At 69.5% G+C, this 25,862-nt stretch carries 19 protein-coding genes; 15 read left to right on the forward strand and 4 right to left on the reverse strand.

Translation table 11 applies throughout. The features are described from left to right. Window positions 1-113: 113 nt before the first annotated feature. Window positions 114-3,626, reverse strand: a complete 3,513-nt coding sequence (gene mfd, locus JOD31_RS02880; RefSeq protein WP_204948795.1) for a transcription-repair coupling factor — start codon at window positions 3,624-3,626, stop codon at window positions 114-116. Window positions 3,627-3,789: 163 nt separating this feature from the next. Then, the gene (locus JOD31_RS02885) at window positions 3,790-4,092 is read right to left on the reverse strand and encodes an FAD assembly factor SdhE (RefSeq protein WP_204948796.1); all 303 of its coding nucleotides are present in this window, start codon (window positions 4,090-4,092) and stop codon (window positions 3,790-3,792) included. 224 nt (window positions 4,093-4,316) lie between these two features. On the opposite strand from JOD31_RS02885, the gene recG reads away from it, so the two are divergent. Then, window positions 4,317-6,419, forward strand: a complete 2,103-nt coding sequence (gene recG, locus JOD31_RS02890) for an ATP-dependent DNA helicase RecG (protein WP_204948797.1) — start codon at window positions 4,317-4,319, stop codon at window positions 6,417-6,419. Here the strand turns inward: recG and JOD31_RS02895 are convergent, their stop codons facing one another. Beyond that, entirely contained in the window at window positions 6,420-7,175 is a 756-nt protein-coding gene (locus JOD31_RS02895; protein ID WP_204948798.1) for a DUF502 domain-containing protein, read from the reverse strand. A 90-nt stretch (window positions 7,176-7,265) separates the two neighbouring features. On the opposite strand from JOD31_RS02895, the gene JOD31_RS02900 reads away from it, so the two are divergent. The 11 genes from JOD31_RS02900 (at window position 7,266) to JOD31_RS02950 (ending at window position 20,942) form a co-directional block, all read left to right on the forward strand. After that, complete coding sequence (locus tag JOD31_RS02900) at window positions 7,266-7,679, forward strand: YbaN family protein (protein ID WP_204948799.1); 414 nt, start codon at window positions 7,266-7,268, stop codon at window positions 7,677-7,679. A 271-nt stretch (window positions 7,680-7,950) separates the two neighbouring features. Continuing rightward, window positions 7,951-9,798 (forward strand): putative bifunctional diguanylate cyclase/phosphodiesterase, encoded by a 1,848-nt coding sequence (locus JOD31_RS02905; RefSeq protein WP_246482311.1) that lies wholly within the window; start codon window positions 7,951-7,953, stop codon window positions 9,796-9,798. A gap of 136 nt (window positions 9,799-9,934) precedes the next feature. Continuing rightward, a complete protein-coding gene (locus tag JOD31_RS02910) occupies window positions 9,935-11,098 on the forward strand; it encodes a transporter substrate-binding domain-containing protein (RefSeq protein ID WP_204948800.1) in 1,164 nt (387 codons plus the stop codon). 5 nt (window positions 11,099-11,103) lie between these two features. Then, window positions 11,104-11,694 (forward strand): ANTAR domain-containing response regulator, encoded by a 591-nt coding sequence (locus tag JOD31_RS02915; protein ID WP_204948801.1) that lies wholly within the window; start codon window positions 11,104-11,106, stop codon window positions 11,692-11,694. Between the two features lie 185 nt (window positions 11,695-11,879). Beyond that, complete coding sequence (locus JOD31_RS02920; protein WP_204948802.1) at window positions 11,880-13,937, forward strand: hydantoinase/oxoprolinase family protein; 2,058 nt, start codon at window positions 11,880-11,882, stop codon at window positions 13,935-13,937. 38 nt (window positions 13,938-13,975) lie between these two features. After that, a complete protein-coding gene (locus JOD31_RS02925; RefSeq protein ID WP_246482312.1) occupies window positions 13,976-15,997 on the forward strand; it encodes a hydantoinase B/oxoprolinase family protein in 2,022 nt (673 codons plus the stop codon). A 177-nt stretch (window positions 15,998-16,174) separates the two neighbouring features. Beyond that, a complete protein-coding gene (locus JOD31_RS02930) occupies window positions 16,175-17,419 on the forward strand; it encodes an ABC transporter substrate-binding protein (RefSeq protein ID WP_204948803.1) in 1,245 nt (414 codons plus the stop codon). Between the two features lie 208 nt (window positions 17,420-17,627). Beyond that, complete coding sequence (locus JOD31_RS02935) at window positions 17,628-18,494, forward strand: branched-chain amino acid ABC transporter permease (RefSeq protein WP_204948804.1); 867 nt, start codon at window positions 17,628-17,630, stop codon at window positions 18,492-18,494. Beyond that, a complete protein-coding gene (locus JOD31_RS02940) occupies window positions 18,491-19,552 on the forward strand; it encodes a branched-chain amino acid ABC transporter permease (RefSeq protein ID WP_204948805.1) in 1,062 nt (353 codons plus the stop codon). The genes JOD31_RS02935 and JOD31_RS02940 overlap by 4 nt, the downstream gene beginning before the upstream one ends. Then, a complete protein-coding gene (locus JOD31_RS02945) occupies window positions 19,549-20,271 on the forward strand; it encodes an ABC transporter ATP-binding protein (RefSeq protein ID WP_204948806.1) in 723 nt (240 codons plus the stop codon). The genes JOD31_RS02940 and JOD31_RS02945 overlap by 4 nt, the downstream gene beginning before the upstream one ends. Further along, on the forward strand, window positions 20,268-20,942 hold the full coding sequence (locus JOD31_RS02950) for an ABC transporter ATP-binding protein (protein ID WP_204948807.1): 675 nt from the start codon (window positions 20,268-20,270) through the stop codon (window positions 20,940-20,942). Before JOD31_RS02945 ends, JOD31_RS02950 begins: the two co-directional genes overlap by 4 nt. A 21-nt stretch (window positions 20,943-20,963) precedes the next feature. On the opposite strand, the gene JOD31_RS02955 is transcribed toward JOD31_RS02950, so the two are convergent. Next, window positions 20,964-21,350, reverse strand: a complete 387-nt coding sequence (locus JOD31_RS02955; RefSeq protein ID WP_204948808.1) for a transposase — start codon at window positions 21,348-21,350, stop codon at window positions 20,964-20,966. 377 nt (window positions 21,351-21,727) lie between these two features. Here JOD31_RS02955 and JOD31_RS02960 point away from each other — a divergent pair, with 377 nt between their 5' ends. The 3 genes from JOD31_RS02960 (at window position 21,728) to urtC (ending at window position 25,852) form a co-directional block, all read left to right on the forward strand. After that, entirely contained in the window at window positions 21,728-22,978 is a 1,251-nt protein-coding gene (locus JOD31_RS02960; protein WP_204948809.1) for a transporter substrate-binding protein, read from the forward strand. Window positions 22,979-22,992: 14 nt separating this feature from the next. Continuing rightward, window positions 22,993-24,603, forward strand: a complete 1,611-nt coding sequence (urtB, locus tag JOD31_RS02965; RefSeq protein ID WP_204948810.1) for an urea ABC transporter permease subunit UrtB — start codon at window positions 22,993-22,995, stop codon at window positions 24,601-24,603. A 148-nt stretch (window positions 24,604-24,751) separates the two neighbouring features. Then, entirely contained in the window at window positions 24,752-25,852 is a 1,101-nt protein-coding gene (gene urtC, locus JOD31_RS02970; protein WP_204948811.1) for an urea ABC transporter permease subunit UrtC, read from the forward strand. Window positions 25,853-25,862: the final 10 nt, after the last annotated feature.

Below are 25,862 nucleotides of genomic sequence, written 5' to 3' on the forward strand. Positions count from 1 at the left end.
TCACCGCTGGAAGGCGCAGGAATCGCCGCGCCCGTGTCCCGGCCTTGAGCCGGGACACGGGGAAAGAAGCCGCCTGCGGGACGGTTTGCACGGCTGGCCTCAAGCCCGCGCGCTTACGCCGCCTTCTTTCCAGCCTCGGCGATTTTCACCAGATCGCGCAGCAGCTTGGCGGCGCCCTTGAGGCGTTTCTCCACCGTCGGCCACTCGCGCTTGAACACGATCTTCATGTCCGGCCGGACCTTGGCGTTCGGGCCTTCCTCGATCGCGATATGGCGGACGAGGCCGTCCGGGTTCGCGAACGAGTTCTCGCGGAAGGCCAGCACCACGCCCTTCGGGCCGGCGTCGATCTTCTCCACGTTGGCGCGGCGGCAGAGCGCCTTGATAGCGGCGATCTCGAGCAACTGCTTGACCTCGCTCGGCAGCGGGCCGAAGCGGTCGACCAGTTCGGCGGCGAAGGAATCGAGCCCCTCGTCAGTATCGATCTCCGCGAGGCGCCGGTAGAGCGACAGCCGGATCGCGAGATCGCCGACGAACTCCTCCGGGATCATGACCGGCGCGCCGAGCGTGATCTGCGGCGACCACTGGTCGGCGACGACCTCGGCCCCGCCCTCCTTGAGGCTCTCGACCGCGTCCTCCAGCATCTGCTGGTAGAGCTCGTAGCCGACCTCGCGGATGTGGCCGGACTGCTCCTCGCCCAGCAGATTGCCCGCTCCGCGGATGTCAAGGTCGTGGCTCGCGAGCTGGAAGCCGGCGCCGAGACCCTCAAGCGACTGCAGCACCTTCAGCCGCCGCTCGGCGTTCACAGTCGGGGCCTTGTTGGCCGGCACCGTGAACAGCGCGTAGGCGCGCGTCTTGGCGCGTCCCACGCGGCCGCGGAGCTGGTAGAGCGCGGCGAGGCCGAACATGTCGGCGCGGTAGACCACCAGCGTGTTGGCGTTCGGGATGTCGAGGCCAGACTCCACGATCGCGGTCGAAAGCAGCACGTCGTAGCGGCCCTCGTAGAAATCGGTCATCGCCTGCTCGAGGTCGCCCGCTGCCATCTGGCCGTTCGCGACCACAAACTTCACTTCCGGCACCTGTGATTCCAGGAAGGTGCGGGCGGCGGCGAGGTCCTCGATGTGCGGGCAGACGAAGAACGACTGGCCGCCGCGGTAGCGCTCGCGCAACAGCGCCTCGCGCACGATCAGCGGGTCGAACGGCGCCACGAAGCTGCGCACCGTCAGGCGGTCGACCGGCGGCGTCGCGATCATCGACAGTTCGCGGACGCCGGTCAGCGCCAGTTGCAGGGTGCGTGGAATCGGGGTGGCGGAGAGCGTCAGCACGTGCACCTCGGCGCGCAGCGTCTTCATCTTCTCCTTGTGGCCGACGCCGAAGTGCTGCTCCTCGTCGACGATCACGAGGCCGAGGTCGCGGAAGCCGATGCCCTTGCCGAGCAGGGCGTGGGTGCCGACCACGATGTCGACGTCGCCGGAGGCGAGCCCCTTCTTGGTCTCGGTCATGTCCTTCTGGGACACGAAGCGCGAGGCCTGCCGCACCTTCAGCGGCAGCCCCCTGAAGCGCTCCGCGAAGGTCTTGAAGTGCTGGCGAGCGAGCAGCGTGGTGGGCACGATGACCGCGACCTGACGGCCGCTCATCGCCACCACGAAGGCGGCTCGCAGCGCCACCTCGGTCTTGCCGAAGCCGACGTCGCCGCAGATCAGCCGATCCATCGGACGGCCGGCGGCGAGATCGTCCAGCACCGCGTCGATCGCGGCCTGCTGGTCCTCGGTCTCGTCGTAGGGGAAGCGCGCGCAGAACTCGTCGTAGAGCCCCTCCGGCGGCACCGCGCGGGGCGCCTCCTTGGTCATGCGCGCGGCGGCGATCTTGATCAGCTCGCCCGCCATCTCGCGGATGCGATTCTTCAGCCGCGCCTTGCGCGACTGCCAGCCCGCGCCGCCGAGCCGGTCGAGCACGGCCTCGGTCTCCTCGGAGCCGTAGCGCGTCAGCAGCTCGATGTTCTCGACAGGCAGAAACAGCTTGTCGTTGTTGGCGTAATGCAGCTCGACGCAGTCGTGCGGCGCCCCCGCGGCCTCGATGGTCTTCAGCCCCACGAAGCGGCCGATGCCGTGGTCGACGTGCACCACGAGGTCGCCCGCGGCGAGGCCGGCCGCCTCGGTCAGGTAGTCCTGCGGACGGCGACGCTTGGTCTTGGCGCGCACCAGCCGGTCGCCGAGAATGTCCTGCTCGGCGACGACCACGACCTCGTCGGTCTCGAAGCCCTGCTCCAGCCCGAGCACGCCGAGCGCCACTGCGTCCTTCGGCAGCGCCATGGCGTCGCGCCAGCTCGCGACGTTGCGGGTCGCCTTCAGCCCGTGGTCGCCGAGCACCGTGCCCAGCCGATCGCGCGCGCCTTCGCTCCAGGCGGCGACGACGACCCGCTTGCCGTCCTCTTTCAGCTCGCGGATGTGGGCTGCGACGGCGTCGAAGACGTTGGCGTTCTCGTCGGCGCGCTCGGCGGCGAAGCTGCGGCCGGCGCGGGCCCCGGCGTCGAACACGCGGCCGCCCTGCCCCTCCGGCAGCGAGAACGGCGTCAGCTTCAGCGGCGCCGTCTCGTCGAGGCGCGCGCGCCACTCCGCGGGGGCGAGATAGAGCGCGTCGGGCTTCAGCGGCTTGTAGGAGCCGCCGCCCTTGTCCTGCTTCGCCTGCGTGACGCGGGCGTCGTAATAGTCCGCGATCAGCGCGAGGCGCTCGCCCGCGGCGTCCTCGGCCAGAGGATCCAGCACGAACCGGGCGTCGGCGAGGTGATCGAACAGCGTCGCCATGCCGTCGTGGAACAACGGCGACCAGTGCTCCAGCCCCGCGTAGCGCCGGCCTTCGCTGATCGCGGCGTAGAGCTGGTCGTCGCGGCCCGGCGCGCCGAAGGTCGCGGCGTAGGACTGGCGGAACCGCCGGATGGTGTCGGAGGTCAGCTGCACCTCGGACATGGGCACGAGGTCAAGCGCGCGCAGCTGGCCGGTGGAGCGTTGGGTCTCCGGGTCGAACGGGCGGATCGACTCCAGCGTGTCGCCGAAGAAGTCGAGCCGGATCGGCTCGGCGTGGCCGGCGGGGAATAGATCCACGATGCCGCCGCGGATGGCGTACTCACCGTAGTCGCGGACGGTCGAGGATCGCAAAAAGCCATTGATCTCAAGCCATTCGGCGAGAGCCTTAAGGTCCACCATGTTGCCGGGCGCGGCCGAAAAGCTCTGGCGCGCGACGCTTTCCGGGGTCGCGATGCGCTGGAGCGCGGCGTTGACGGTGGTCAGCACGAGCCGCGGCGCGTCGCCGCCGCGGGTCCGCGCGAGGCGGGCGAGAGTCGTCGTGCGCTGGGCGACCACCGCCGCGTTGGGCGACACCCGGTCGTAGGGCTGGCAGTCCCAGGCGGGGAACACCAGCAGCTCCACGTCCGGAGCCATGAAAGCCAGCGCCCGTTCCAGCGCCGCAAGCCGCGCCCCGTCGCGCGCCACATGCACCACGCCGGGCGCGTCGTGCCGGCTGCCCCGCGCCGCGCGGGCGAGGTCGGCCAGGATCAGCGCGTCGAACCCGTCCGGCACGTTGGTGACGGTGGCGGGGGCGAGGGTGAGGAGTGCGTCGGGCTTCAGGGTCATATGGCTTCAGACAGGCTGGCGCGGAGACGCAACGCTGGGTCCCGGCCTTGAGCCGGGACCCATAACCGCGACAACTCGCAAGAAAAAGCGACGACGGCGGAATCCGACCTGAAACAACAGCGTTTCTGGGTCCCGGCTCGGGGCCGGGACAAGGGAGCGGCCGTCACCCGATGTGCTCGGTCGTCGGGAAGGCTAGGTGAAACGCCAGCAGGCGGCGGTAGACGGTCGTGTCGTAGTTTTCAGGAACAGGTTCGTTGTTCGAGATCCAGGCGAACAGGTCGCGGTCCGGAACCTCGATCAGCTCCTCGTAGACGTCGAGCTCGCCCTCGGTCAGCAGGTCGATCTCGGCGTCGGCGAAGCGGCCCATCAGCAGGTCCATCTCGCGCGTGCCCCGCCGCCAGGAGCGGTAGAGCGCACGGCGGCGGCGGGGGTCGAGACCCTCTCCGGTGCGTGTCGTGCCTGTCATCGCGGCCTCGCGGGTTGCTGGACGAGCGTTCGATATATGTCCGCGCGGCCGAGGTCCTAGCAGCCGCGGCGCCGCATGTCAGCTTTGAGAAGGGCCGCCGTCATCCCGGACGGCCTTAGGCCGATCCGGGATCGTCGTCAGAAGAAAGCAAACCGCGGAGCTTTCGCCACCACTTAGGGTCATCCCTTGCCTTCCCCGCCGGGCTCGGCTTTCCCTGAAGCCGCATGCGCGATTCCCGGCTCGATCCCCTGTTCGCCGACGTGACCTCGCTGCCCGGCGTCGGGCCGAAGGTGGCGAAGGCGCTGACTCGCCTGCTTGGAAGCTCGGCCGGCGGCGGGGCGCCGCGCGTGGTCGACGCCCTGTTCCATGCGCCGACCGGCGCGATCGACCGCCGGGCGCGGCCGACGATCGCGGAGCTCATCCCCGGCGAGATCGCGACCGTCGAGGTGGTGGTGGAGCGCCACCAGCCGGGACGTTCCCCCCGCGCGCCCCACCGCGTGGTGGTGGCGGACGCAACGGGCGCCATGACGCTCGTGTTCTTCAAGGCGCAGGAAGCCTACATCGAGCGCCTGCTGCCCTTGGGCGAAACCCGCTGGGTGTCCGGCAATCCCGAGCTGTTCGACGGCATGGTGCAGATGGTGCACCCCGCCCATGTGCTCGACGCCGAAGGCCTCGCCAGGCTGCCGCCGGTGGAGCCCACCTATCCGCTGGTTGAGGGGCTGAACCACAACCTCGTCGCCCGTATCGCCCGCGCGGCCTTCGACCGGCTGCCGGCGCTGCCCGAGTGGCAGGACGCGGCGTTTCTCGCCCGCAGCGGCTTCGCAGGCTTCGCCGCCAGCCTGAACGCTCTTCACCGCCCGACGACCCCCGGCGACGTCTCCGCCGACGGACCGGCGCTGACGCGCCTCGCCTACGACGAGGTGTTCGCCAATCAGCTCGCGCTGCAGATGGTGCGCGCGCACATGAAGCGGGCGAGCGGCCGCGCCACCGCCGGCGACGGCCGGATCGCGGCGAAGATCACGGCCGCCCTGCCCTTCCAGCTCACGGGCGCGCAAGCCCGCGCGCTCGAGGCCATCCGCGCGGATCTGGCCGCTCCCATGCGCATGCTGCGCCTGCTGCAGGGCGACGTCGGCTCCGGCAAGACCGTGGTGGCGCTGCTCGCGGCGGCCGTCGCGGTCGAGGCCGGCCGGCAGGCGGCGCTGATGGCCCCGACGGAAATCCTCGCCCGCCAGCACCTCGCGACGCTGGAGCCGCTGGCGGCCGCCGGCGGCATGACGGTGGCGCTGCTGACAGGACGCGAGAAGGGCCGCGAGCGGGCGAAGTTGCTCGAGCGTCTGGCGGCGGGCGAGATCGACCTGCTGGTCGGCACCCACGCGCTGTTCCAGGACGAGGTGGTCTTCCGCGACCTCGCGCTCGCGATCGTCGACGAGCAGCACAAGTTCGGCGTCCGCCAGCGGCTGGCGCTGGCCTCCAAGGGAAACGCCGTCGACGTTCTGGTGATGACCGCGACGCCGATCCCGCGCACGCTGGTGCTCACCACCTTCGGCGACATGGACCATTCGATCCTCGACGAGAAGCCGCCGGGGCGGACGCCGATCGAAACCCGGCTGTTCAACCTCGACCGCCTGGAGGAGATCGTCGCCGGCGTCGGTCGGGCCATCGACAAGGGCGCGCGGGTCTACTGGGTGTGCCCGCTGGTCGAGCAGTCCGAGACGCTGGACGTCGCCGCGGCGGAAGACCGGTTCGCGAGCCTCGCGGAAGTCTTCCCCGGCCGGGTCGGCCTCGTGCACGGCAAGATGAAGGGCGCGGAGAAGGATGCCGCCGTCGCAGCCTTCGTGGAGGGCCGCACCTCGATCCTAGTCGCGACCACGGTGATCGAGGTCGGCGTCAACGTGCCGGAGGCGACGATCATGGTGATCGAGCACGCCGAGCGCTTCGGCCTTTCCCAGCTCCACCAGCTCCGCGGGCGCGTCGGCCGCGGAGCTGACAGGTCCATGTGCCTGCTGCTGTGGAAGGAGCCGCTAGGCGAGACGGCGAAGCAGCGGCTGGAGACCATGAAGGCCACCGACGACGGCTTCGTCATCGCCGAGAAGGACCTGGAGCTGCGCGGCGAAGGCGAGGTGCTGGGGGCGCGGCAGTCCGGCATGGCCGTGTTCCGCTTCGCCCGCATGGAGCGCCACGCCGAGCTGGTCCGCATCGCCCACGACGACGCCGGGCTGGTGCTGGCGAAGGATCCGAATCTCACCTCCGAGCGCGGCGAGGCGCTTCGGCTGCTGCTGCACCTGTTCGAACGCGACGCCGCGGTGCGGCTCCTCCGGGCGGGGTGATCACCCCGCCGCGGGCGCCGCGATCTCCGGCTTTTCCCCGCCCGGCAGGTTCGGCGCGATCATCGGCGGCGTCGCGGGAGGCGCGGCGTTGGGCTGGATGATGCCCATGGACATGATGAGCTTGAAGGCGTCGTCGGTGGAGACGTCGATCTCGGTCACCTTCGAGGCTTCCATCATCACCAGATAGCCGGTGGTCGGGTTCGGCGTGCAGGGCACGAACAGGCAGAGGTGCTCCGGTCCCGGAAGCCCCTCCGCCAGCGCGCCGCGCGCGGGCTCGGTGATGAAGCAGAGCGACCACATGCCCGGCCCCGGCCATTCGATCAGGCCCACGCGGCGGAAGCTGGTGCCGTCCTGCTTGAACACGGTCTCGAAGATCTGCTTCACGCCCTTGTAGAGCGAGCGCACGATCGGCATCCGGTTCAGCACCTGCTCGCCGGACTGCACCACGGTGCGCCCGACGAGATTCGCGGTGAGGAAACCGAGAATCGTAAGTCCCAGGAATGCCGCCAGCACGCCGAAGCCGGGCACCGCCACCGGCAGGTAGCTGTCGGGATTGTAGGCCAGCGGGATCAGCGGCTTCACCCAGCCGTCGATCAGGCCGATCAGCCAGAGCGTGATCCAGATCGTGATCGCCACCGGCCCGGCGACCACCAGTCCGGTCAGGAAGTAGGTGCGGATGCGCGCCGCCCCCTTCGGCTTCGGCGCCGGCTGCGGCTCGGCCAGTGCGGCGAGCGTCGCGTCGGGCTTTTCCTTCATGCGCTCAGGCGCTCCGTGATCCGCGCGCGCGCCGGCTTGCGGCCGGCGCTTTCGCAACGCACAAACAGTTTCATAGCATGTGGAGCGACGATGGGGCGAAACGAGGGAGGGGCGGCGGCAGGAAGCCGCGCGGTGCGGTTCCTCTGGCTCGCGCTCGGGTTCGGACTGCTGGGACTTGGGGTCGCAGGGCTCATCCTGCCGGTGATGCCCGGAACGGTCTTCCTCATCCTTGCAGCGGCGTGCTTCGCGCGCGGCTCGCCGCGCCTCGAAGCCTGGCTGCTGGCGCATCCCAAACTTGGCCCGACCGTGGTGGCCTGGCGCCGCGACCGCGCGATTCCCCTCAAGGCCAAGCTTTTCGCCTTCGCCGGCATGGCGCTCTCGGTCGTGCTCGTGAGCGTGTCGGGCGCGCCGCCGATCGCGATCGGATCGACGCTCGCTCTGGTCGCGGCCGGAGCGCTCTACGTCGGCACGCGCCCGTCCCGACCTCGCGCGCGCGGAGGGTGATTTCCCCTGTCGCCACGATGACATAGTGTTCTTTCCGCGGCGTTGCGGGGCTGTTAACTCGGGCGCAGGATGGTCTTGACGAATGAGTCGTGGGCGGACGGGCCCGGCTTTCGTCGTTGAGGATCAGCACATGGTCGGTGCGGGACGACCTTTATCGCGCGGAGCGAAGGGCGCCGCGACGGCCCTTCCGCATCTGATCCGAGCCGATCAGCTCACCGCCGTGCGACGCAGCGTGCTTCTGTCGATCCCCGTCAACGTGGCGTTGGGGATCATGTCCGCTTTGGTGGCCTGGAACTCCGGCGCGACCACGGCCGGGCTGCTGTGGTTCGCCGCATCCTGCGTTCCCAACAGCTTCCGCATGATGCTCTGCCGACTGCCGGAGACGACGGATCCGGCAGCCGTCGATCGACGCTTGCGACTGCACTCGGCGGCCGCGCTGTCGTCGGGTCTGGTCTGGGCGTTCATCCCGACGCTCTGCGCCGGCTACACGTCGCCCCAGACGCTGTTCTACCTGATCGTGGTGAGCGGGATCACCGCGGGCGCCGTCACGCACGGTTTCGCCTATGCGCGCATCCCGACCGGCTTCATCACGCCGCCGCTTCTGTCCGCGGCGGGTTGCCTGTTCTACGCGGGCGGCTTCGACCGCGTGTGTCTCGGCGCGACCGTCGTTCTCTATCTCGCGGCCCTGATCCGGGCCTGCCGGGAAGGCGAAGGCCTCATGCGAGAGACCAGCCGGCTGAAGAACGAGGCGACCTTTCTCGCGACGTCGCTCGAGGGCGCGCACGACGCGGCGACGGAGATCGCCGAGGAGATGACCCGCCGGGCCTCGCGCGACGCGCTGACCGGCCTGCTCAACCGCAGCGGCTTCCTGGAGGAGGCGGAACGGCGGGCGGCGATCGCGCAATCGCCGCTGAGCCTGCTGTTGCTCGACCTCGACGGCTTCAAGGCGGTCAACGACACCTACGGCCATAAGGCCGGCGACAACGTGCTGATCGAGGTCGCGCGTCGCCTGCGGCTCACGCTGCCCAGTTCCTTCGCGGTGGCGCGGCTCGGCGGAGACGAATTCGCCGTGCTGTTCGAAATGGGCCTCGTCGACGTCAACCCGACGCTCCTCGCGCACGAGTTGATCGCCGCCATCACGATCCCCTTCGCGGCCTTCGACGCCGGCCGCATCGGCGTCAGCATCGGCGTTCACGTGTCGACGGCGCCGGCGATCGACGAGATGCTGATCTCGGCCGACGCGGCGCTCTATGCGGCCAAGGTCGCCGGCCGAAACCGGTGCTACGTGTTCGACGCGGAGCTCGCGCACCATATCGCGATGCGCCGCGACATCGAGCGCGATCTCGGCAAGGCTTTGGCGGAGGGCGGCCTCGAGGTCTGGTATCAGCCGGTCATGGTCGACGGCGGGGCGCGCTTCGGCGGCTTCGAAGCGCTCGCGCGCTGGCGCCACCCGCGACACGGCTGGATCGCGCCTCCGGACCTGATCGCCTCGGCCTCGCTCGCAGGCTTCGGCGAGCAACTGTTGCGCTTCATCCTGAGCGACGTCTGCGTCACCATCCTCGCCATGCGGGAGATCGGCCTCGGCGGCGCCCGCGTCGCGATGAACGTCTCGCCCCGCGAGATGTCGCAGATCGCCGTGGACGAACTGGTGCTGAAGGACCTGAAGGCGCGCGGCGTTCCGCCGTCCATGCTCGAGATCGAGATCACGGAGGAGACCGCGCTCGACATCCAGGCGGTGCGCGGCAAGCTCGCCGCCTTGTCGGAAGCGGGCGTCAGCGTGGCGATCGACGACTTCGGCGTGGGGTACTCCTCGCTTGGAGCGCTTCGGCGGCTTCGGGTGGACCGGGTGAAGATCGACCGCATCTTCGTCGAAGGCGTGTCCCGGTCCACCGAGAACCGCAGCCTGGTGCTGGCGATCCTCAGCCTCGCCGGCCCTCTCGGCTTCGAGGTTGTGGCCGAAGGCATCGAGCATGAGGACGACCTCGAGACGATGCGGGAGCTGGGCTGCAAAGCCTTCCAGGGCTACCTGATAGCCCGGCCGATGCCGCGCAACGAAGCGCTGCGGTGGGCGCGCGCGCATGCGAACGCCATGCCCGCCCGCCCGGCGCCGCGCCGCTGACGGCGAGCATCGCCCCGCCAACTTTGGCGTTGACGGCGCGCGGCTCGGCGCCTAGCGTCTGCCTCAGGAGCAAAGGGAGCTCTCGCCGGTTCTGCCCGGCGGGAGCTCCTTTTTTTTGTGCTTGAGGCGGAAGAGCATGGCGTTCGACACCACCAAGCCGTTGATCGTTGGCGCGCTGTATTCGGCGACCGGCCCGACGGCCTATCTCGAGCGCACCCAGCTCAACGCGACGCTGCTCGCGATCGAGGAGGTCAACGCCACCGGCGGCGTGGCCGGCCGCGAGGTCGTTCCCGTGACCTACGACGCCCAGTCCGACCCGGCGCGGTTCGCGAGCCTCGCCGAGCGCATGCTGGACGAGGACGGCGCCGGCCTGCTGGTCGGCTGCTACATGACCAACACGCGGCAGGCGGTGGTGCCGATCGTCGAGCGACGCGGCGCGGTGCTGGCCTACGCCGCGCCCTACGAGGGCTTTGAATACTCGCCGAACGTGATCTACGGCGGGGCGGTGCCGAACCAGCACATCCTGCTGCTGGCGCGGCATCTGATCCTCAACGCCGGCAAGAGCTTCTATCTCGTCGGCACCCGCTACACCTTCCCGGTCGAATCCAACCGGGTGATGATGACCCTGGTCGCGGAGCAGAAGGGGCAGACGCTGGCCGAGCGCTACGTGCCGCTCGACGCCTCCCGCCGGGAGCTCGACCAGATCGTCCAGGACATCAAGAAGAAGAAGCCGGACGTCGTGTTCTGCACCGTCGTCGGCGAAGCCGCTGTGCGGTTCTACGAGCTCTGCGCCGAAGCCGGGCTGACCGGCTCCCTGACGATCGCGAGCCTGACCGTCACCGAAGCGGAAATCGCGGCGATGCCCGCCGGCCTCGCCGTCGGCCACCTCACCGGCGCCACCTATTTCCAGTCGATCGACAGCCCCGAGAACCGGCGCTTCGTGCGCGCCTACCAGTCCCGCTTCGGCGTGCACGAGCGCCTGAACGCCATGGCCGAGACCGCCTACAGCGTGACGCGCATGACGCTCGACGCCGTCGGTCGCGCCCGGTCCGTCGAACCCCGGGACATCCGGTCGGCGCTCGGCGAAACGAGCTTCCTCGCGCCGCAGGGCGAAATCCGGATCGACGCCGAGAACGGCCACTCCTACCTCTGGCCGCGGATCGGGCGCGTCGAGGCGGACGGCCAGTTCACGGTGCTCGAGCAGAGCGTGCAGGCGATCAAGCCCGACCCCTACCTGATCCACCACAGCCTCGAGGACTGGGCCCCCGCGCCCGCCCCCGCGCGCGCGACGGGGGGCTGACCGGCATGCTGAAGGCCCTCCGCGACCTTCGGAACGTCCGCGTGGTGGTCTATCACCCGAAGGACCGCGAGCGCGACGAACTGGTCGACCAGATCCGCCGCATCGGCTGCAACGTCGAGGCCGTGTGGCCGCCGCGGGACGCGATCCCCTCGGACGCCGACATCGTGTTCATGCTGTTCCGGCAGGACGGATTCACGCACGTCCTGCTGAAGGCGCTGGCCGAGCGTGACGCGCGCGTGACCCTGGTCGCGATCGTGGAGTTCGAAAGCCCGGCCGTGATCGAGGCGGTCGCCCGCGCCGGCGCCGCCGCAATCGTGACGAAGCCGATCCGCGCCTTCGGCCTTCTGACCAGCATCGTCATCGCCCACACAATTTCCTCTAAAGAGAAAATCCTTCTTGACAGAGTTCGCAAGCTTGAGGCACGGTTGGAAGGCTTCAGGAAGCTTGAGAAAGCGAAGCAAATACTGATGTCCCGCAAGGGATTATCTGAACAAGAGGCGTATGAGACCATACGCTCTCGCGCAATGACTGCGCGAATTACTATGGAGATCGTCTGCGAGACGATCATTAACGCTGAGGAATTCGTGGGTTTCTGACCCGTCCGGCGCAGAGCGCGCCGACCGGAAACGCCACGTCCACATAAGTCCGCGCGCGCCAGAGATCGTCGCCAGCGGACACCGGCCAAGGGAGCCGTCGCCAGCATCATCGCTGGCGGCGGCTTTTTTCGTTTTCACGGCCTGCGCGACGCACGGCGCCCGCGGCCCGCCATGAGGAGCCAGAGATGACTCAAGCGATTGACGTGGAGGACCGCAGGGTCCGCGTCGCCTGCGACGTGGGCGGCACGTTCACCGACATCTGCGTGCTGAGCGAGGCCACCGGCCTGATGCACGTCGCGAAGGTGCCGACCACGCCGGACCCGATCGACGGCGTGCTGGCCGGCATCGACGCCGGCGGCGTGAACCTGAACGATCTGCTGCTGTTCAAGCACGGCACCACGCTCGCCACCAACGCGCTGATCACCCGCCGCTTCCCGCCGGCCGTGATGGTCACCACCAAGGGCTTTCGCGACACCATCGAGATCCGCCGCGGCAACCGCGACGACCTCTGGGACACCTACAAGGAGATGGCGAAGCCCTACATCCGGCGTCGCGATCGCCTGGTGGTGACCGAGCGCACCGACTACTCCGGCGCCATCGTCGCGCCGCTGGACGAGACGGAGGCGGCCGAGCTCGCCCGCGTGATCAAGAAGCGCGGCGTGAAGACCATCGCGGTCTGCTTCGCGAACTCGTTCATCAACCCGGCCAACGAACAGCGGATGCGCGACATCCTGGCCGAGGCGATCCCCGACGCGACGATCTCGATCTCCAGCGACATCATGCCGGAGATTTTCGAGCACGAGCGGTTCTCGACGACGGTCGCGAACGCGGTGCTGGCGCCGGTCGTCGGCCAGTACGCCAGCCGTCTCGAGAGCCGCATGAAGGCCGGCGGCTACAAGGAGGACGTGCTGCTGCTGCATTCCGGCGGCGGCGTCATGACCGCGAAGATGGCCGAGCGCTACGCGGCGCGCTTGTCGGCCTCCGGCATCGCGGCCGGCGCGATCGCCAGCCGCTTCGTCGCCGAGCAGGCCGGGTTCAAGAACTCGATCGGCCTCGACATGGGCGGCACCTCCACCGACGTCTCGCTGTGCGACAACGGCGAGATCAACGTCACCAAGGAGTGGTTCGTCGAGTACGGCTACCCGATCTGCTTTCCCTCGATCGAGGTGCTGACGATCGGCGCCGGCGGCGGCTCGCTGGCCTGGATGGACGCCGCCAACTCGTTGCGCAACGGCCCGCAGTCGGCGGGCTCCACGCCTGGACCCGCCTGCTACGGCCGCGGCGGCGAGAACCCGACCAACTGCGACGCCAACGTCGTGCTCGGCCGCCTCAGCGACCAGCTCGCCGGCGGCAAGGTCTCGCTCGAGAAGGGCCTCGCGACCGAGGCGATCCGCAAGGGCGTCGCCGAGCCGCTCGGCATGTCGGTCGAGGACGCCGCGCTCGCGATCCTGAAGGTCGCGAACGCCAACATGGCGGACGCCGTCCGCCTGCTCTCGATCCGTCGCGGCTACGACCCGCGCGACTTCGCGCTGGTCGCCTTCGGCGGCGCGGGGCCTCTCCACGGCGCGGCGCTCGCCAAGGATCTGGCGATCCCCGTCGTGCTGGTGCCGCCGAACCCGGGCGTGACCTCGGCGCTCGGCTGCCTGCTGGTCGACATCCAGCACGACATCTCGCGGATGTACCTCGCGAAGGCCGAGGAGGTGAACGTCTCCGACCTCGAGACGACCTTCCGCGAGCTGGAGATCGAAGGCCGCGAGCGGCTCGTCACCGAGGGCGTGACGCCGGAGAACATGGTGTTCCAGCGCAAGATCGACATGCGTTACCACGGCCAGTGGCGCGCGCTGTCGATCAACATCGCCTCGCCCGTCGTCTCGCTCGACGAGTCGATCGCCTACTTCCACGAGGAGCACGGCCGCGAGCACAACTACTCGCGTCCCGGCGCGCCCGTCGAGATCTACCGCGTCAGCGTGATCGCGACCGGCGTCACCTCGAAGGCGAAGTTCGCCGACTTCGATCCCGTCGACGCCGAAGCGACGCCCGTCGGCACGCGCCGCGTCCGCTTCGACGAGCTGCCGGAGACGATCGACGCGCCGGTCTATGACCGGGCGGCGCTCCAGTCCGGGATGAAGGTCGCCGGCCCCGCCGTGATCGACCAGCTCGACTCGACGGTGATCGTGCCGCCCGGCGTCACGGCGGAAGTCGACCGCTCCCTCACCCTCGTCATGCGCATCCCGCTGGCCTGACCGGCCCCCGGCCACTCATTCGAACAGGAGCTGCCCCCATGTCCGCTAACATGGACCACGGCCTCGATCCGGTCACCTTCGAGGTCCTCAAGAACGCCTACGTCAACATCGTCGACCAGATGGCGGAGCAGATCTTCCGAACCTGCTACTCCTTCGTCATCTGGTCGCGCGACTTCTCCTCCGCGCTCTGCGACGCCAACGGCGACACCATCATGCAGGGCTCGGGCGACATCGCGGCCCATGTCGGCACGCTGCACTACACCGCCAAGGCCGTGATCAACGCCTTCAAGGGCGACATCCACCCCGGCGACGTGTTCGTCGTGAACGACGTCTACCAGGGCGGCACCCACTTCAATGACACCCGCATCGTGCGGCCGATGTTCTACCAGGGCGAGCTGCTCGGCTTCGCCCAGGCGAACGGCCACTGGGCGGACGTCGGCGGCGCGACGCCGGGCTCGTTCAACGTCAACGCCATCGACCACATGGCCGAAGGGCTGCGCATCACGCCCGTCCGGGTGTGGAGCAAGGGCCAGTGCCTGCACGACGTCTGCAACCTGATCGCCTCCAACACCCGCGCGCCGGCCGACATCATCGGCGACATGGAGGCCCAGGCCGAGGCGACCAAGGTCGCCGAGCAGGAGGTCTGCCGCCTGATCGAGAAGTACGGCCTCGACGTCATCAAGACCTCCTTCGGGGCGGTGCAGGACTACGTGGAGACGCTGACCCGCCAGCGCGTGTCGGCGCTGCCGGACGGCGTCTGGGAGACCGAGGACTACATCGACCTCGATCCCGGCGTCGGCGAAGGCCTGATCCCGATCCGCGTGCGGATGACGATCAAGGACGACACCGTCCACTACGACCTGTCGAAGTCGCACCCGACGAGCATCCGCTGCTTCCTCAACGCCTGCTTCGGCGGCTCGTTCGCCGCGATCGTCGCCGGCACCAAGATGCAGTTCCCGGAGATCCCGCTGAACTCCGGCTTCTACCGGGTCGTCACGGTGGATCTCGGGCCGGCAGGGTCGGTCGTGAACGCCGCCTGGCCGACGCCGGTCGCGGGCTTCTGCTCCGGCCCGTTCGAGAAGATCATGAACTCGATCTTCGAGCTCTGGGCCGAAGTGATGCCGGAGCGGGCGATGGCCTGCACCTTCAACCTCGACTACCTGCTGATCGGCGGCCAGGACAAGCGCGACGCCTCCGGCGGCCACAAGTACTTCATGTGGTACGACTGGATGGTCGGCGGCTGGGGCGCTCGCAACGGCCGCGACGGCTGGGCGGCGACCGGCCCGGTGTTCGGCGTGCAGCTCGGCACCCAGCCCTTCGAGGGCCAGGAGCGGCTCGCGCCGGTTCTCACCACCTGCCACGAGCTGCGCGTGGATAGCGGCGGCCCCGGCGAATCCCGCGGCGGCATGGGCGTCGACAAGGGCGTCATCCTCACCAAGGTCGACCGCACCGTCGTCTCCTACTGCTGCGACCGCGAACGCTCCATCACCTGGGGCCTCTGGGGCGGCCTGCCCTCGATCCCGCACGGCGTGTGGGTCAACGAAGGGCTGGAGAACGAGCGCTATCTCGGCTCGATGTTCTCGAACGAGTCGCTGTCGCCCGGCGACGTCGTCAGCCGTCCCTCGGCCGGCGGCGGCGGCCTCGGCGACCCGCTTGAGCGCGACCCTCAGCTCGTCTGCGAGGACGTGGCCGACGGCTACGTCTCGATCGAGCGGGCCGCGATCGACTACGGCGTGGTGGTCAAGGAGGTCGACGCCGACCTCGCCGACTACGTCGTCGACCGCGAGAGCACGCTCGCCAAGCGCGCCTACATCCGCGCCAACCGCGGCAAGTGGCTGGACGAGGACGCCGGCGCGATCGCCGCGAAGTACCGGGCGGGCGAGCTCGGCACGCTCGACCTCATCCGCCAGTACGGCGTGATCGTGAACTGGGGCTCGGGCGAGCTGCTCGAAAAGACCACCCAGCAGTTCCGCGCCATGCTGAAGCGCCGCACCTCCCCGTACTGGAGCCAGCGCATGCAGCCCGGCCAGGACGCGACGGTCTCCCTCAAGGTGGCCTGACCCGAGCGGGGAGGAGCGGCCTTGAGCGCCCCTCCTCTCCGCTGTTTTGCGTCCGAGGCGGCGAAGACCGCCCGGACCCCCGAGAGGAACGCCTCCACGCCAACGCGGTACGGCGCCGGCCGATCCCGGCGAACGAAAACGTCACGTCGCGTCGCACGACGGGCTCAGGGGACGACCATGACCGATTTCAGCCGCAGGACGCTTCTCAAGACCGCCGCCGCGGGGGCGGCGCTGGGCCTCGCGCCCGCCTATCTCCGCCACGCCTCGGCCGCGGAGCCGATCCAGGTGGCCGGCATCCACGACGCCTCGGGCGGCATCGACATCTACGGCCGGCCGATGATCAACAGCCTGGCGCTGGCGGTCGAGGAGATCAACGCGGCCGGCGGCGTGCTGGGCCGCCCGATCGCGCTGAAGAACTACGACCCGCAGTCGAACATGCAGCTCTACACGCAGTACGCGACGGAAGCGGCCACGAAGCAGAAAGCCTCGGTGGTGTTCGGCGGCATCATCTCGGCCTCGCGGGAGGCGATGCGCCCGACGCTCCGGCGGTTCCGCACGCCCTATTTCTACAACATGCTCTACGAGGGCGGCGTCTGCGACCGCAATGTGTTCTGCATGGGCTCGACGCCGGCGCAGACGCTTCAGAAGTTCACGCCCTTCGTGATGAAGCGCTTCAACGCGAAGACGATCTATGTGCTGGCGGCCGACTACAACTACGGCCAGATCACCACCAAGTGGATCCGCAAGTTCGCCTCCGAGAACGGCGGCGCGGTCGCGCAGGCGGACTTCTTCCCGCTCGACGTCAACGACTTCGGCCCGACGATCCGCAAGATCCAGGCGGAGAAGCCCGACATGATCATGTCCGTGCTGGTCGGCGCCGCGCACAACTCGTTCTACCGCCAGTGGGTCGCGGCCGGCATGAAGGACAAGATCCCGATGGCCTCGACCACCTTCGGCATCGGCAACGAGCAGGTCCTGACCTCGCCCGACGAGCACAACGGCATCGTGGTGTCCTACGCCTACTTCGACGGCCTCAAGACGCCCGAGAACGAAGCCTTCCTGAAGAAGTACACGGCCCGCTTCGGCGAAAAGGCGGACGCGGTGACCGAGGCCTCGGCGATGACCTACCACGCGGTCAACCTCTGGGCCGCGGCGGCCGCCAAGGCCGGCAGCGTAGACCGCGACAAGGTCATCCTCGCGCTCGAGAGCGGCCTGTCGTTCACGGGACCCGCGGGCAAGACCACGATCGATCCCAAGACCCATCACGACACGCTGGACACCTACATCGCCGAGGTGCGGGACCGCGCCTACCACGTGCTGGAAAGCTTCCCGCAGCAGCCGCCGGCCGACACCGCGGCCGTATGCGATCTCGCGGCGAGCCCGAACGAGACCAAGCAGTTCGTCATAGACGTGAAGAGCTGAGGCGAGGCTGGGGCGGCCGCGACTGGCTGCGTACTTCGAGACGGCCCTACGGGCCTCCTCAGCCTGAGGACCCTTTGGGGGTGAAGCGGCGCTCCCCCTCCTCATGCTGAGGAGCCTCGCGAACAGTGAGACGTCTCGAAGCACGCACTCATCTGACGCGGCCCCCTGTCGCTTGCGCCGAAGCTCCGCCGCATTCTGGAGACGAACCTTGGACTATGCGCTCATCGTCATCCTGCAGCTCGTCGTGACCATCGCCAACCTCGCGCTCATCAGCGCGGGGCTGGCGGTGATCTTCGGCATGATGCGGATCATCAACATGGCCCACGGCGAATTCCTGATGCTCGGGGGCTACGCAGCGCTGGTCTCGCACCAGGCGGGGCTCAATCTCTGGCTCGCGATCTTCGTGGCGGCGCCGGTCACGGTCGGCCTCATCGGCGCCGTGCTGGAACGCCTCGTCATCCGGCGGCTCTACGGGCGGATGATCGACACCATGCTTGCGACCTGGGGCGTCAGCCTCGCGCTCGTCGGCGTCGTCACGGTGATCTTCGGCAACCGCGTCTCCGGCATCTCGCCGCCGCTCGGCAGCGTTCCGATCGGCGGCTACGCCATCGGCCTCTATGAACTGCTCACCGCCGGCGTGACCGCGCTGCTCTTCCTCGGCGGATGGATCGTGCTGAGGCGAACCCCGGTCGGCCTCATCGCCCGCGGCGCCATGCAGAACCGCGAAATGGCGGCGGCGCTCGGCGTCGATCCCGCCAGGGTCTACGCCACGACCTTCGTGACCGGCGCCGCGATCTCAGGGCTCGCTGGCGCGCTGATCGCGCCGATCACGGGCGTCGCGCCCTCCATCGGCTCGGTCTACATCGCCAAGGCCTTCATCACCGTGATCTCCGGCGGAACCGCGATCCTGACGGGGGCCCTCAGCGCGTCGGCGCTGCTGGGATCGGTCAACACCGCCTTCTCCTTCGTCATGACGCCGGTGCTCGGCGAGGTCGCCCTGCTCGCGGCCGCCGTGCTGCTGCTGCGCGTGCTGCCGCGGGGGATCACCGGCCGCTTCTTCCGGAGGTCGCTGTGACCCTTCGCGACGCTCTCGGCTGGCTGCTCGTCGGAGCCGCCGCCCTCTACGCCCTCGTGGCCGTTCCCACGGGGGGCGAGCTGACGACCATGATCAACGGCTCGATCTACGCGAGCTACGCGATCCTCGCGCTCTCGCTCGCGCTGATCTGGGGCTACGCCGGCATCCTCAGCTTCGGGCAAGCCGCGTTCTTCGGCCTCGCGGGCTACGTCTACGCGGTCGCCGGCCTCAACCTCGAAAGCACCCCGCTTGCGGCCGTGATCGCCGTCGCGGCCGCCGCCGGCTTCGCAGCCCTGCTCGGCTACTTCATGTTCTGGGGACGGATCTCGGACGTCTATCTCGGCGTGATCACCCTCACGGTCTCGCTGATCCTCTACCGCTTCATCAACCAGACCGCGGGCGAGGAGTGGACGATCGGCGCAGCCCCGCTCGGCGGCTTCAACGGCATCCCCTCCACCCCCATCCTCGCGCCGCCGGGCCACCCGGACGAGCCCTTCCTGCCGGAGCAGATCTACGTGCTCGCGGTCGGCGCACTGCTCGCCTGCTACGTGATCTGCAAACTCGCGATGGCGACGCGCTTCGGCCGGGCGGTGGTCGCGATCCGCGAGAACGAGGGGCGCGCCGAGCTGCTCGGCTACGACACCCGCCGCTACAAGCTCGGGATCTTCACCCTCGGCGGCGCCATCGCGGGCGTCGGTGGCGTGCTGTTCGCCAACAGCGTCTTCGTCAGCCCCAACATGTTCAGCCTCCAGACCAACGGGCAGGTGATCATCTGGGTGATCGTCGGCGGGCTCGGCACCTTCGCCGGCCCCGTGATCGGCTGCTTCCTGCTGATGGCGCTTTCGACCTGGCTCGGCTCGCTCGACGCAGGGCCGGGCTTCGCCGTCCTCGACCCGAACCTCGTCATGGGCGTCGTGCTCACGCTCTGCGTGCTCGGTCTGCGGCAGGGCCTCCTGCCGACGGCGCTCGCGCTTGGAGAGCGCCTGCTCGCAAAGGCGCGCGGGACGCGCGGGCGCGGCGCGGCGGAGCTTGGCCAGCCGGCGGAGGAACGGCCATGACCGACGCTCCCCTGCTCGAGGCGGAAGGCCTCGTCATGCGTTTCGGCGGCGTGACGGCCGTCGCCGGCGTCGATTTCTCGCTCGGCGAGGGCGAACTGCATTGCCTCGTCGGCCCCAACGGCGCCGGCAAGAGCACCTTCTTCAAGATGCTCTGCGGCCAGCTGAAGCCCACCGCCGGCGACGTGCGGCTGCGCGGGCGCAGCATCGCAGGCCTGCCGGCCTCGCGCATCGCCCGGCTCGGCGTGGGCGTGAAGACGCAGGTGCCGAGCCTGTTCGACGGGCTGACGGCGATGGCGAGCGTCCGCGTCGCGACCGACGCCGTGCTGCCGCCGACGTTGTCGAAGAGGCGCGCGGAGGAAGCGCTGGAGCGCATGGGCGTGTCCCGGCTCGCCGGCCACGTCGTGGGTCGCCTTGCGCACGGTCAGCGCCAGCTCGTCGAGCTCGCCATGGTGATCGCCCAGAAGCCGGACCTGATCCTGCTCGACGAGCCGGCGGCGGGCATGACCGGCGCCGAGGTCGACCGGCTGGGCGACCTGATCGTCGAGCTCGCGCGCTCGAGCTCGGTCATCGTGGTGGAGCACGACATGGCCTTCATCCGCCGCATCGCCCGCACCGTGACGGTGTTCAATCAGGGCCGCGTGCTGGCGCAGGGGCCGGCGGCCGAGGTGCTGGCCGACAGCCGCGTGCGCGACGTCTACCTCGGGAAGGACGCAGCATGAGCCTGCTGACCGTCTCCGACCTCGCCGCCGGCTACGGCCAGATCGGCATCCTCCGCGACGTCGCCCTCACCGTCGACAAGGGCGAGATCCTCGGCGTGCTCGGGCACAACGGCATGGGCAAGAGCACGCTGCTCAAGGCGCTGAGCGGCGCGATCCCCGTGACACGGGGGGCGATCGTGTTCGAGGGGCTCGACGTCGCCCGCGAGCCGCCGTTCCGCCGGGCCCGGCGCGGCCTCGGCTACGTGCCCCAGGGCCGGCAGATCTTCCCGGCGCTGACGGTGCGCGAGAACATGGAGTACGCCGCCCGCGCCGCCGCCCAGCCGCTCGAGATCGTCGACGACATGATCGCGCGGTTTCCGCGCCTGACACCGATCCTCGACCGCGCCGGCGGCGTGCTCTCGGGCGGCGAGCAGCAGATCCTCGCGCTCGCCCGCTGCCTGTGCGGACGGCCGTCTCTGGTCCTGCTGGACGAGCCGACCGAGGGCATCCAGCCGTCGATCCGCGACGAGATCGTGGAGACGCTGCTGCGGCTGCGGCGGTCGCTGGGGCTGTCGATCCTGCTCGTCGAGCAGAACGTCAAGTTCATGGGCGACCTCGCCGATCGCGTGCTGCACATGGAGAAGGGACGGCTTTCCGCCGCCGCGACGCCCGAGATCGCGGCGATGGCCTGACCGCGGCCAAGCGGACGGTCGTCAGCGCGCGGTCTTGAGCGCGCCGGACCCTGATACCCGGACGGTCGCGAAGCGGCCGAGCGCGAGGCCATGCATCTCGCGCGACCGCAGATCGGCCTGGCCGCCGTTCGGCCTCGCCGGTCCGCGGGTGCGGAGATCGGTCTCCTGGGCGCCGCCGATGACCGACGACTTCTGCGCCAGCAGCCGCCGCAACTCACGGTTCTCCACGCTGAGCGCCTTCAGCTGTCGCACGCCCGCAGGCGCAAGGCCGGCGAACTTCTGCTTCCAGCGGTAGAACGTGCGGACCGAGACGTGAGCGCTCGCGCAGACGGCCTCGAGCGGAGCGCCGTTCTCGACCTCCTGCAGCAGGCCCGCGATCTCTTCGTCGGTCAAACGCGAACGGCTCATGGTCTCAAGCCTCCGGTCCAGCTCTCAAGGGGCGGCGGCGATGGTCATGCGCAGCCCTTAGGCCTGCTCAACTGAGAGGCAGCATGATCCCCGAGGCCGCGTTGCGCAATCCCGGATCACGGGCGTGACGCGCCTTTCGGGACGCCCTCCCACCGCCACGCGGGCGGGGAAGACTGAGGCCTCGCCGTGCATCGCGACCAAGGTCGCAGCGAGACCGGGACGCGCCGCGGCATGTCACTTTTGACATCGGCCGCGGTGAGCCCCGCCAATGCTCATTTCCGCGGCGAAGGCCGTTTTTATTTGATCTTGTCGACGCTTGCCGGACGTCGCCAAATCCACGGCGACCGGATCCATCCCGTCGTCGCGAGGCCCGTCCGATGAGCATCTTCACCCGCCGCACCTTCCTCCAGACCTCCGGCGCGGTCGCCGCGGGCGCGGCGCTGCCGCTCGGCGCCCCGGCGTTCATCCGCTCCGCCAACGCCGCCGACACCGTCAAGCTCGGCTGCCTGTTCTCGTCCTCCGGCACGATGGCGAACCTCGAGGGCCGGCTGAACTACGTGGCCAAGATGGCGGCCGCCGAGATCAACGCCGCCGGCGGCGTGAACGGCAAGACGGTCGAAGTCGTGGCGTCGGACCCCGCCTCCGACTGGCCGCTCTACGCGCAGGTCGGACGCCAGATGCTGACGGAGACCAAGGTCGCCGCGCTGTTCGGCTGCTGGACCAGCGTGTCGCGCAAGACCGTGCTGCCGGTCGTCGAGCAGAACGACGGCCTCTTGTTCTACCCGCTCCACTTCGAGGGCGACGAGAACTCCAAGAACGTCGTCTACGTGAACTCCCCGCCCGCGAGCTCGGTGCTGCCGGCCGTCGACTACCTCATGAGCCCGGACGGCGTGGAGGCGAAGCGCTTCTTCATGATCGGCTCGGACTACGTCTGGCCGCGCACCATCAACAAGCAGCTCAAGGGCTACTGGAAGTCCAAGGGCATCGAGGAGACCGCCTGGAAGGAGGAGTACGTTCCCTTCTCCTTCTCGAACTTCCAGACGCTGGTGAACCAGGTGCGCGCCTTCGCGGACGCGCCGGGCGGCAAGTGCGTCGTGGTGCTGACCGTGGTCGGCTCGTCGATCCCGGACTTCCTGCGCGAGTTCGCGAACCAGGGCATCACCGCGACCGACGTGCCGATCCTCGGCCTCGACATGGTGGAGGCCGACCTTGAAGGCCTCGACACCAAGAAGCTCGTCGGCCACCTCAACTGCTGGGCCTACCTGCAGCAGGCGAAGGGCGAGGCCAACACGAAGTTCCTGTCCGGCTGGAAGGACTTCGTCGCCAAGGAGAAGGTGCCCTTCTCCGCCGACGTCGCCATCGACCCGATGGTCTCGACCTACGACGCCGTCCACCTCTGGGCGATGGCCGCCAAGAAGGCCGGGTCCTTTGACGTGCCGGAGGTGCGCAAGGCCTTCGCAGGGCTGAGCTTCGATTGCCCCTCGGGCTACAAGATCGCGATGACCGCCGAGAACAATTATGTCTCGCGCGGCGTGTTCATCGGGTCGGTCAACGAGTCCCAGGGGTTCGACGTGCTCTGGCAGTCCAAGGACGCGCCGAAGCCCGTGCCGATGAGCCCCTTCGGCTGAGCGAGGCCGTCCGCATGCGCATGGGCCGGCGTCTCGGTCTGCTGCTCCTGGCGTTCGGCGCGGGGTGGGGCTCCCCCGCCCTCGCCTACGACCGGGCGCAGATCGCGACCCAGGCGTGCTCCGGCGCGGCGGGCTTGAGCGAGGCGGCGGCGACCCTGACCGCCGGCGCTTCCTCGGCGACGCCTGAGGACGCCGCCTGGGCGGCGAGGCTGACGGGCGCCCTGCTCGACAAGACGATCCGGTGCGGCGCAGGCGCCTCCACGATCGAAAGCCCCTCCGGCTCCGTGGACGCCGCCACGCTCGCCAAGGCCGCGCCCGCCGAGGGCCCAGCGCCGGTGCTGAGCCTGAAGAACCGCCCACTGGTCGAGACCGCCCGCGCGGCGGCGACCTTGTTCGCCGGCGCGACGGCGGGCGACCGGGCGACCGCGCTGCGCGCCCTCGAGCGCCGCGCCGCGAGCCTGCCGCCGGAGCTGTTCGAGACCGCGGCCGCCCGCGAACCCGACGCTGGCCTGAAGGAGCAGATCCTCGGCGTCGGCCAGAGCGCCCTTCTCAATTCTCCAGACGTCGCGAAGCGGATCGCCGCGATCGAGCGCATCGCCGCCCAGCCGAGCCGGCGCGCCGAGACGCAGATCGCAGCGCTCAAGAGCGATCCGGCCTACGCGAAGCAACCTGCGTTCGCCGCGGCGGTCGACGCCGGCCTCGCCTCGATCGACCGCTGGCTGCGCGTCTCGTCTGTCGCCAACACGCTCTACAACGGGCTGTCCTTCGCCTCGATCCTGTTCATGGCGGCGGTCGGCCTCGCCATCATCTTCGGGCTCATGGGCGTCATCAACCTCGCCCAGGGCGAGTTCATCATGCTCGGCGCTTACGTCACCTACGCCGTGCAGGAGACCTTGCGCGCCGTCGCCCCCGGCCTGCTCGACTGGTACCTGATCCTCGCGATCCCGGTCGTGTTCCTCGTGGTCGCCGCAGTCGGCGTGGCGCTGGAGGCGACGCTCGTGCGGCGGCTCTACACGCGGCCGCTGATGACGCTGCTCGCGACTTGGGCGGTCAGCCTGCTGATCGTGAACCTCGTGCGGGTCGGCGTCGGCACGCAGAACCTGCAGTTCGTCACGCCGAGCTGGCTCGCCGGCGGCAAGCTGCTCGTCGGCGACTTCATCGTCACCTGGAACCGGCTGTTCGCAATCGTCTTCGCGGGCGTCACGCTGGTCGCCACCTGGGCCGTGCTGAAGCGCACGCCGCTCGGCCTCAACATCCGCGCCGTCACCCAAAACCGCGCCATGGCGGGCTGCATCGGCGTGCCGACGCGGCGGGTCGATATGATGGCCTTCGGCCTCGGCTCGGGGCTCGCCGGCCTCGCCGGGCTCGCGCTCTGCCCGATCTACAACGTGAATCCGCAGATGGGATCGAACTTCGTCATCGACAGCTTCATGGTCGTGGTGCTCGGCGGCGTCGGCACGCTCGCCGGCACTGTGGTGGCCGCGCTCGGCGTCGGCCAGATCAACGTCCTGATCGAGCCGCTCTACGGCGCCGTCGCCGCCAAGGTGATCGTGCTGCTGATGATCGTCGGCTTCCTGCAGTGGCGTCCCGAGGGACTCTACGCCGTCAAGGGACGCCGCAAGTGAGCAGGGTACGAGTGATGTCAGGCGGCGCCCTTCCCCCTCCCCCTTGCGGGGAGGGTCGGGGTGGGGGCGGCGCAGAACATGGCGAAGCGGCGGTGCGCCAAACGGCGCCTGTGCGTCAGCGCTTCATCCTTCAGCCGGAGCGCCGCCCATGATCGCGCTCAAGCGCAGCCTCCTCGCGCGCGCGGCCGACGACCGGATGGTCGTCGCCGTGGCGCTGGCGCTGGCGGCGACCGCCGCCGTGGTGGTCGTGGGCGGCCTGTCCGGCTACCGCGTCAACACCATCGGCCAGCTCGCCTGCTTCGCGCTGCTCGCGCTCGCGCTCGACCTGATCTGGGGCTACGCCGGCATCCTGAGCCTCGGGCACGGGCTGTTCTTCGCGATCGGCGGCTACGTCGTCGGCATGCACCTGTTGGAGCGCTCGGTCGCGGAGACCGGGATTACGCCCGACATCGTGCAGTTCATGGGCTGGAAGGCGCTCCCCGGCTGGTGGGGGCCGCTCGAGAGCTTTCCTGTCGCGCTGGTCGCCGCGATGGGCGTCAGCTTCGCGGTCGCCTTCGTGTTCGGCTGGGCCTCGTTCCGGTCGCGGGTCAGCGGGGTCTACTTCGCGATCATCACGCAGGCGCTGGTCTACGTCGCCATGCTGCTGATGTTCCGCAACGACACCGGCTTCGGCGGCAACAACGGCATGACCGGCTTCCAGGTCGCGTTCGGGGTTCCGATCCAGGACCCGGCGGTGACAAAGGGCCTCGCGCTCGCCTCCGTCCTCGTGCTCCTCGCGGCGCTGGTCGGCTGCCGGCTGTTGATGATCGGCCGGTTCGGCCGCCTGCTGGTCGCGACGCGCGACGACGAGGTGCGGCTGCGCTCGCTCGGCTACGAGACGTTGCGGCTGAAGCTCAAGGTGTGGTGCCTGTCCGCGGTGCTCGCGGCGCTCGCGGGCCTGCTCTACGTGCCGCAGGTCGGAATCATCAACCCGCGTGTGCTGTCGCCGGAGCTCTCGATCGAAATCGCGGTGTGGTGCGCCATCGGCGGCCGCGGGCGCCTCGCCGGCGCGATCATCGGCGCCGTGCTGGTCAACGCGGTCAAGTTCGCGCTGTCGGCGAGCCTGCCGGAGCTCTGGCCCTTCGTGCTCGCGGCGCTCGTCATCGTGGTCGCGCTGATCTTCCCGAACGGGCTGCTCGACCTCGGCAAATGGAAGCCGACGCTGCTCTCCCGCGCGCGGGCGCTCGAACCGCGGGACGCGACGCCATGAGCGTACCGCC

Origin of the sequence: Methylopila capsulata (assembly GCF_016907975.1) — a bacterium.
Classification (GTDB): Bacteria; Pseudomonadota; Alphaproteobacteria; order Rhizobiales; family Methylopilaceae; genus Methylopila; species Methylopila capsulata.

Bases quoted from the DNA above. Each gene is read 5' to 3' on its own strand.
- mfd (WP_204948795.1), bottom strand. From the start codon at position 3,626: ATGACCCTGAAGCCCGACGCACTCCTCACCCTCGCCCCCGCCACCGTC.
- JOD31_RS02885 (WP_204948796.1), bottom strand. From the start codon at position 4,092: ATGACAGGCACGACACGCACCGGAGAGGGTCTCGACCCCCGCCGCCGC.
- recG (WP_204948797.1), top strand. From the start codon at position 4,317: ATGCGCGATTCCCGGCTCGATCCCCTGTTCGCCGACGTGACCTCGCTG.
- JOD31_RS02895 (WP_204948798.1), bottom strand. From the start codon at position 7,175: ATGAAGGAAAAGCCCGACGCGACGCTCGCCGCACTGGCCGAGCCGCAG.
- JOD31_RS02900 (WP_204948799.1), top strand. From the start codon at position 7,266: ATGGGGCGAAACGAGGGAGGGGCGGCGGCAGGAAGCCGCGCGGTGCGG.
- JOD31_RS02905 (WP_246482311.1), top strand. From the start codon at position 7,951: ATGTCCGCTTTGGTGGCCTGGAACTCCGGCGCGACCACGGCCGGGCTG.
- JOD31_RS02910 (WP_204948800.1), top strand. From the start codon at position 9,935: ATGGCGTTCGACACCACCAAGCCGTTGATCGTTGGCGCGCTGTATTCG.
- JOD31_RS02915 (WP_204948801.1), top strand. From the start codon at position 11,104: ATGCTGAAGGCCCTCCGCGACCTTCGGAACGTCCGCGTGGTGGTCTAT.
- JOD31_RS02920 (WP_204948802.1), top strand. From the start codon at position 11,880: ATGACTCAAGCGATTGACGTGGAGGACCGCAGGGTCCGCGTCGCCTGC.
- JOD31_RS02925 (WP_246482312.1), top strand. From the start codon at position 13,976: ATGTCCGCTAACATGGACCACGGCCTCGATCCGGTCACCTTCGAGGTC.
- JOD31_RS02930 (WP_204948803.1), top strand. From the start codon at position 16,175: ATGACCGATTTCAGCCGCAGGACGCTTCTCAAGACCGCCGCCGCGGGG.
- JOD31_RS02945 (WP_204948806.1), top strand. From the start codon at position 19,549: ATGACCGACGCTCCCCTGCTCGAGGCGGAAGGCCTCGTCATGCGTTTC.
- JOD31_RS02950 (WP_204948807.1), top strand. From the start codon at position 20,268: ATGAGCCTGCTGACCGTCTCCGACCTCGCCGCCGGCTACGGCCAGATC.
- JOD31_RS02955 (WP_204948808.1), bottom strand. From the start codon at position 21,350: ATGAGCCGTTCGCGTTTGACCGACGAAGAGATCGCGGGCCTGCTGCAG.
- JOD31_RS02960 (WP_204948809.1), top strand. From the start codon at position 21,728: ATGAGCATCTTCACCCGCCGCACCTTCCTCCAGACCTCCGGCGCGGTC.
- urtB (WP_204948810.1), top strand. From the start codon at position 22,993: ATGCGCATGGGCCGGCGTCTCGGTCTGCTGCTCCTGGCGTTCGGCGCG.
- urtC (WP_204948811.1), top strand. From the start codon at position 24,752: ATGATCGCGCTCAAGCGCAGCCTCCTCGCGCGCGCGGCCGACGACCGG.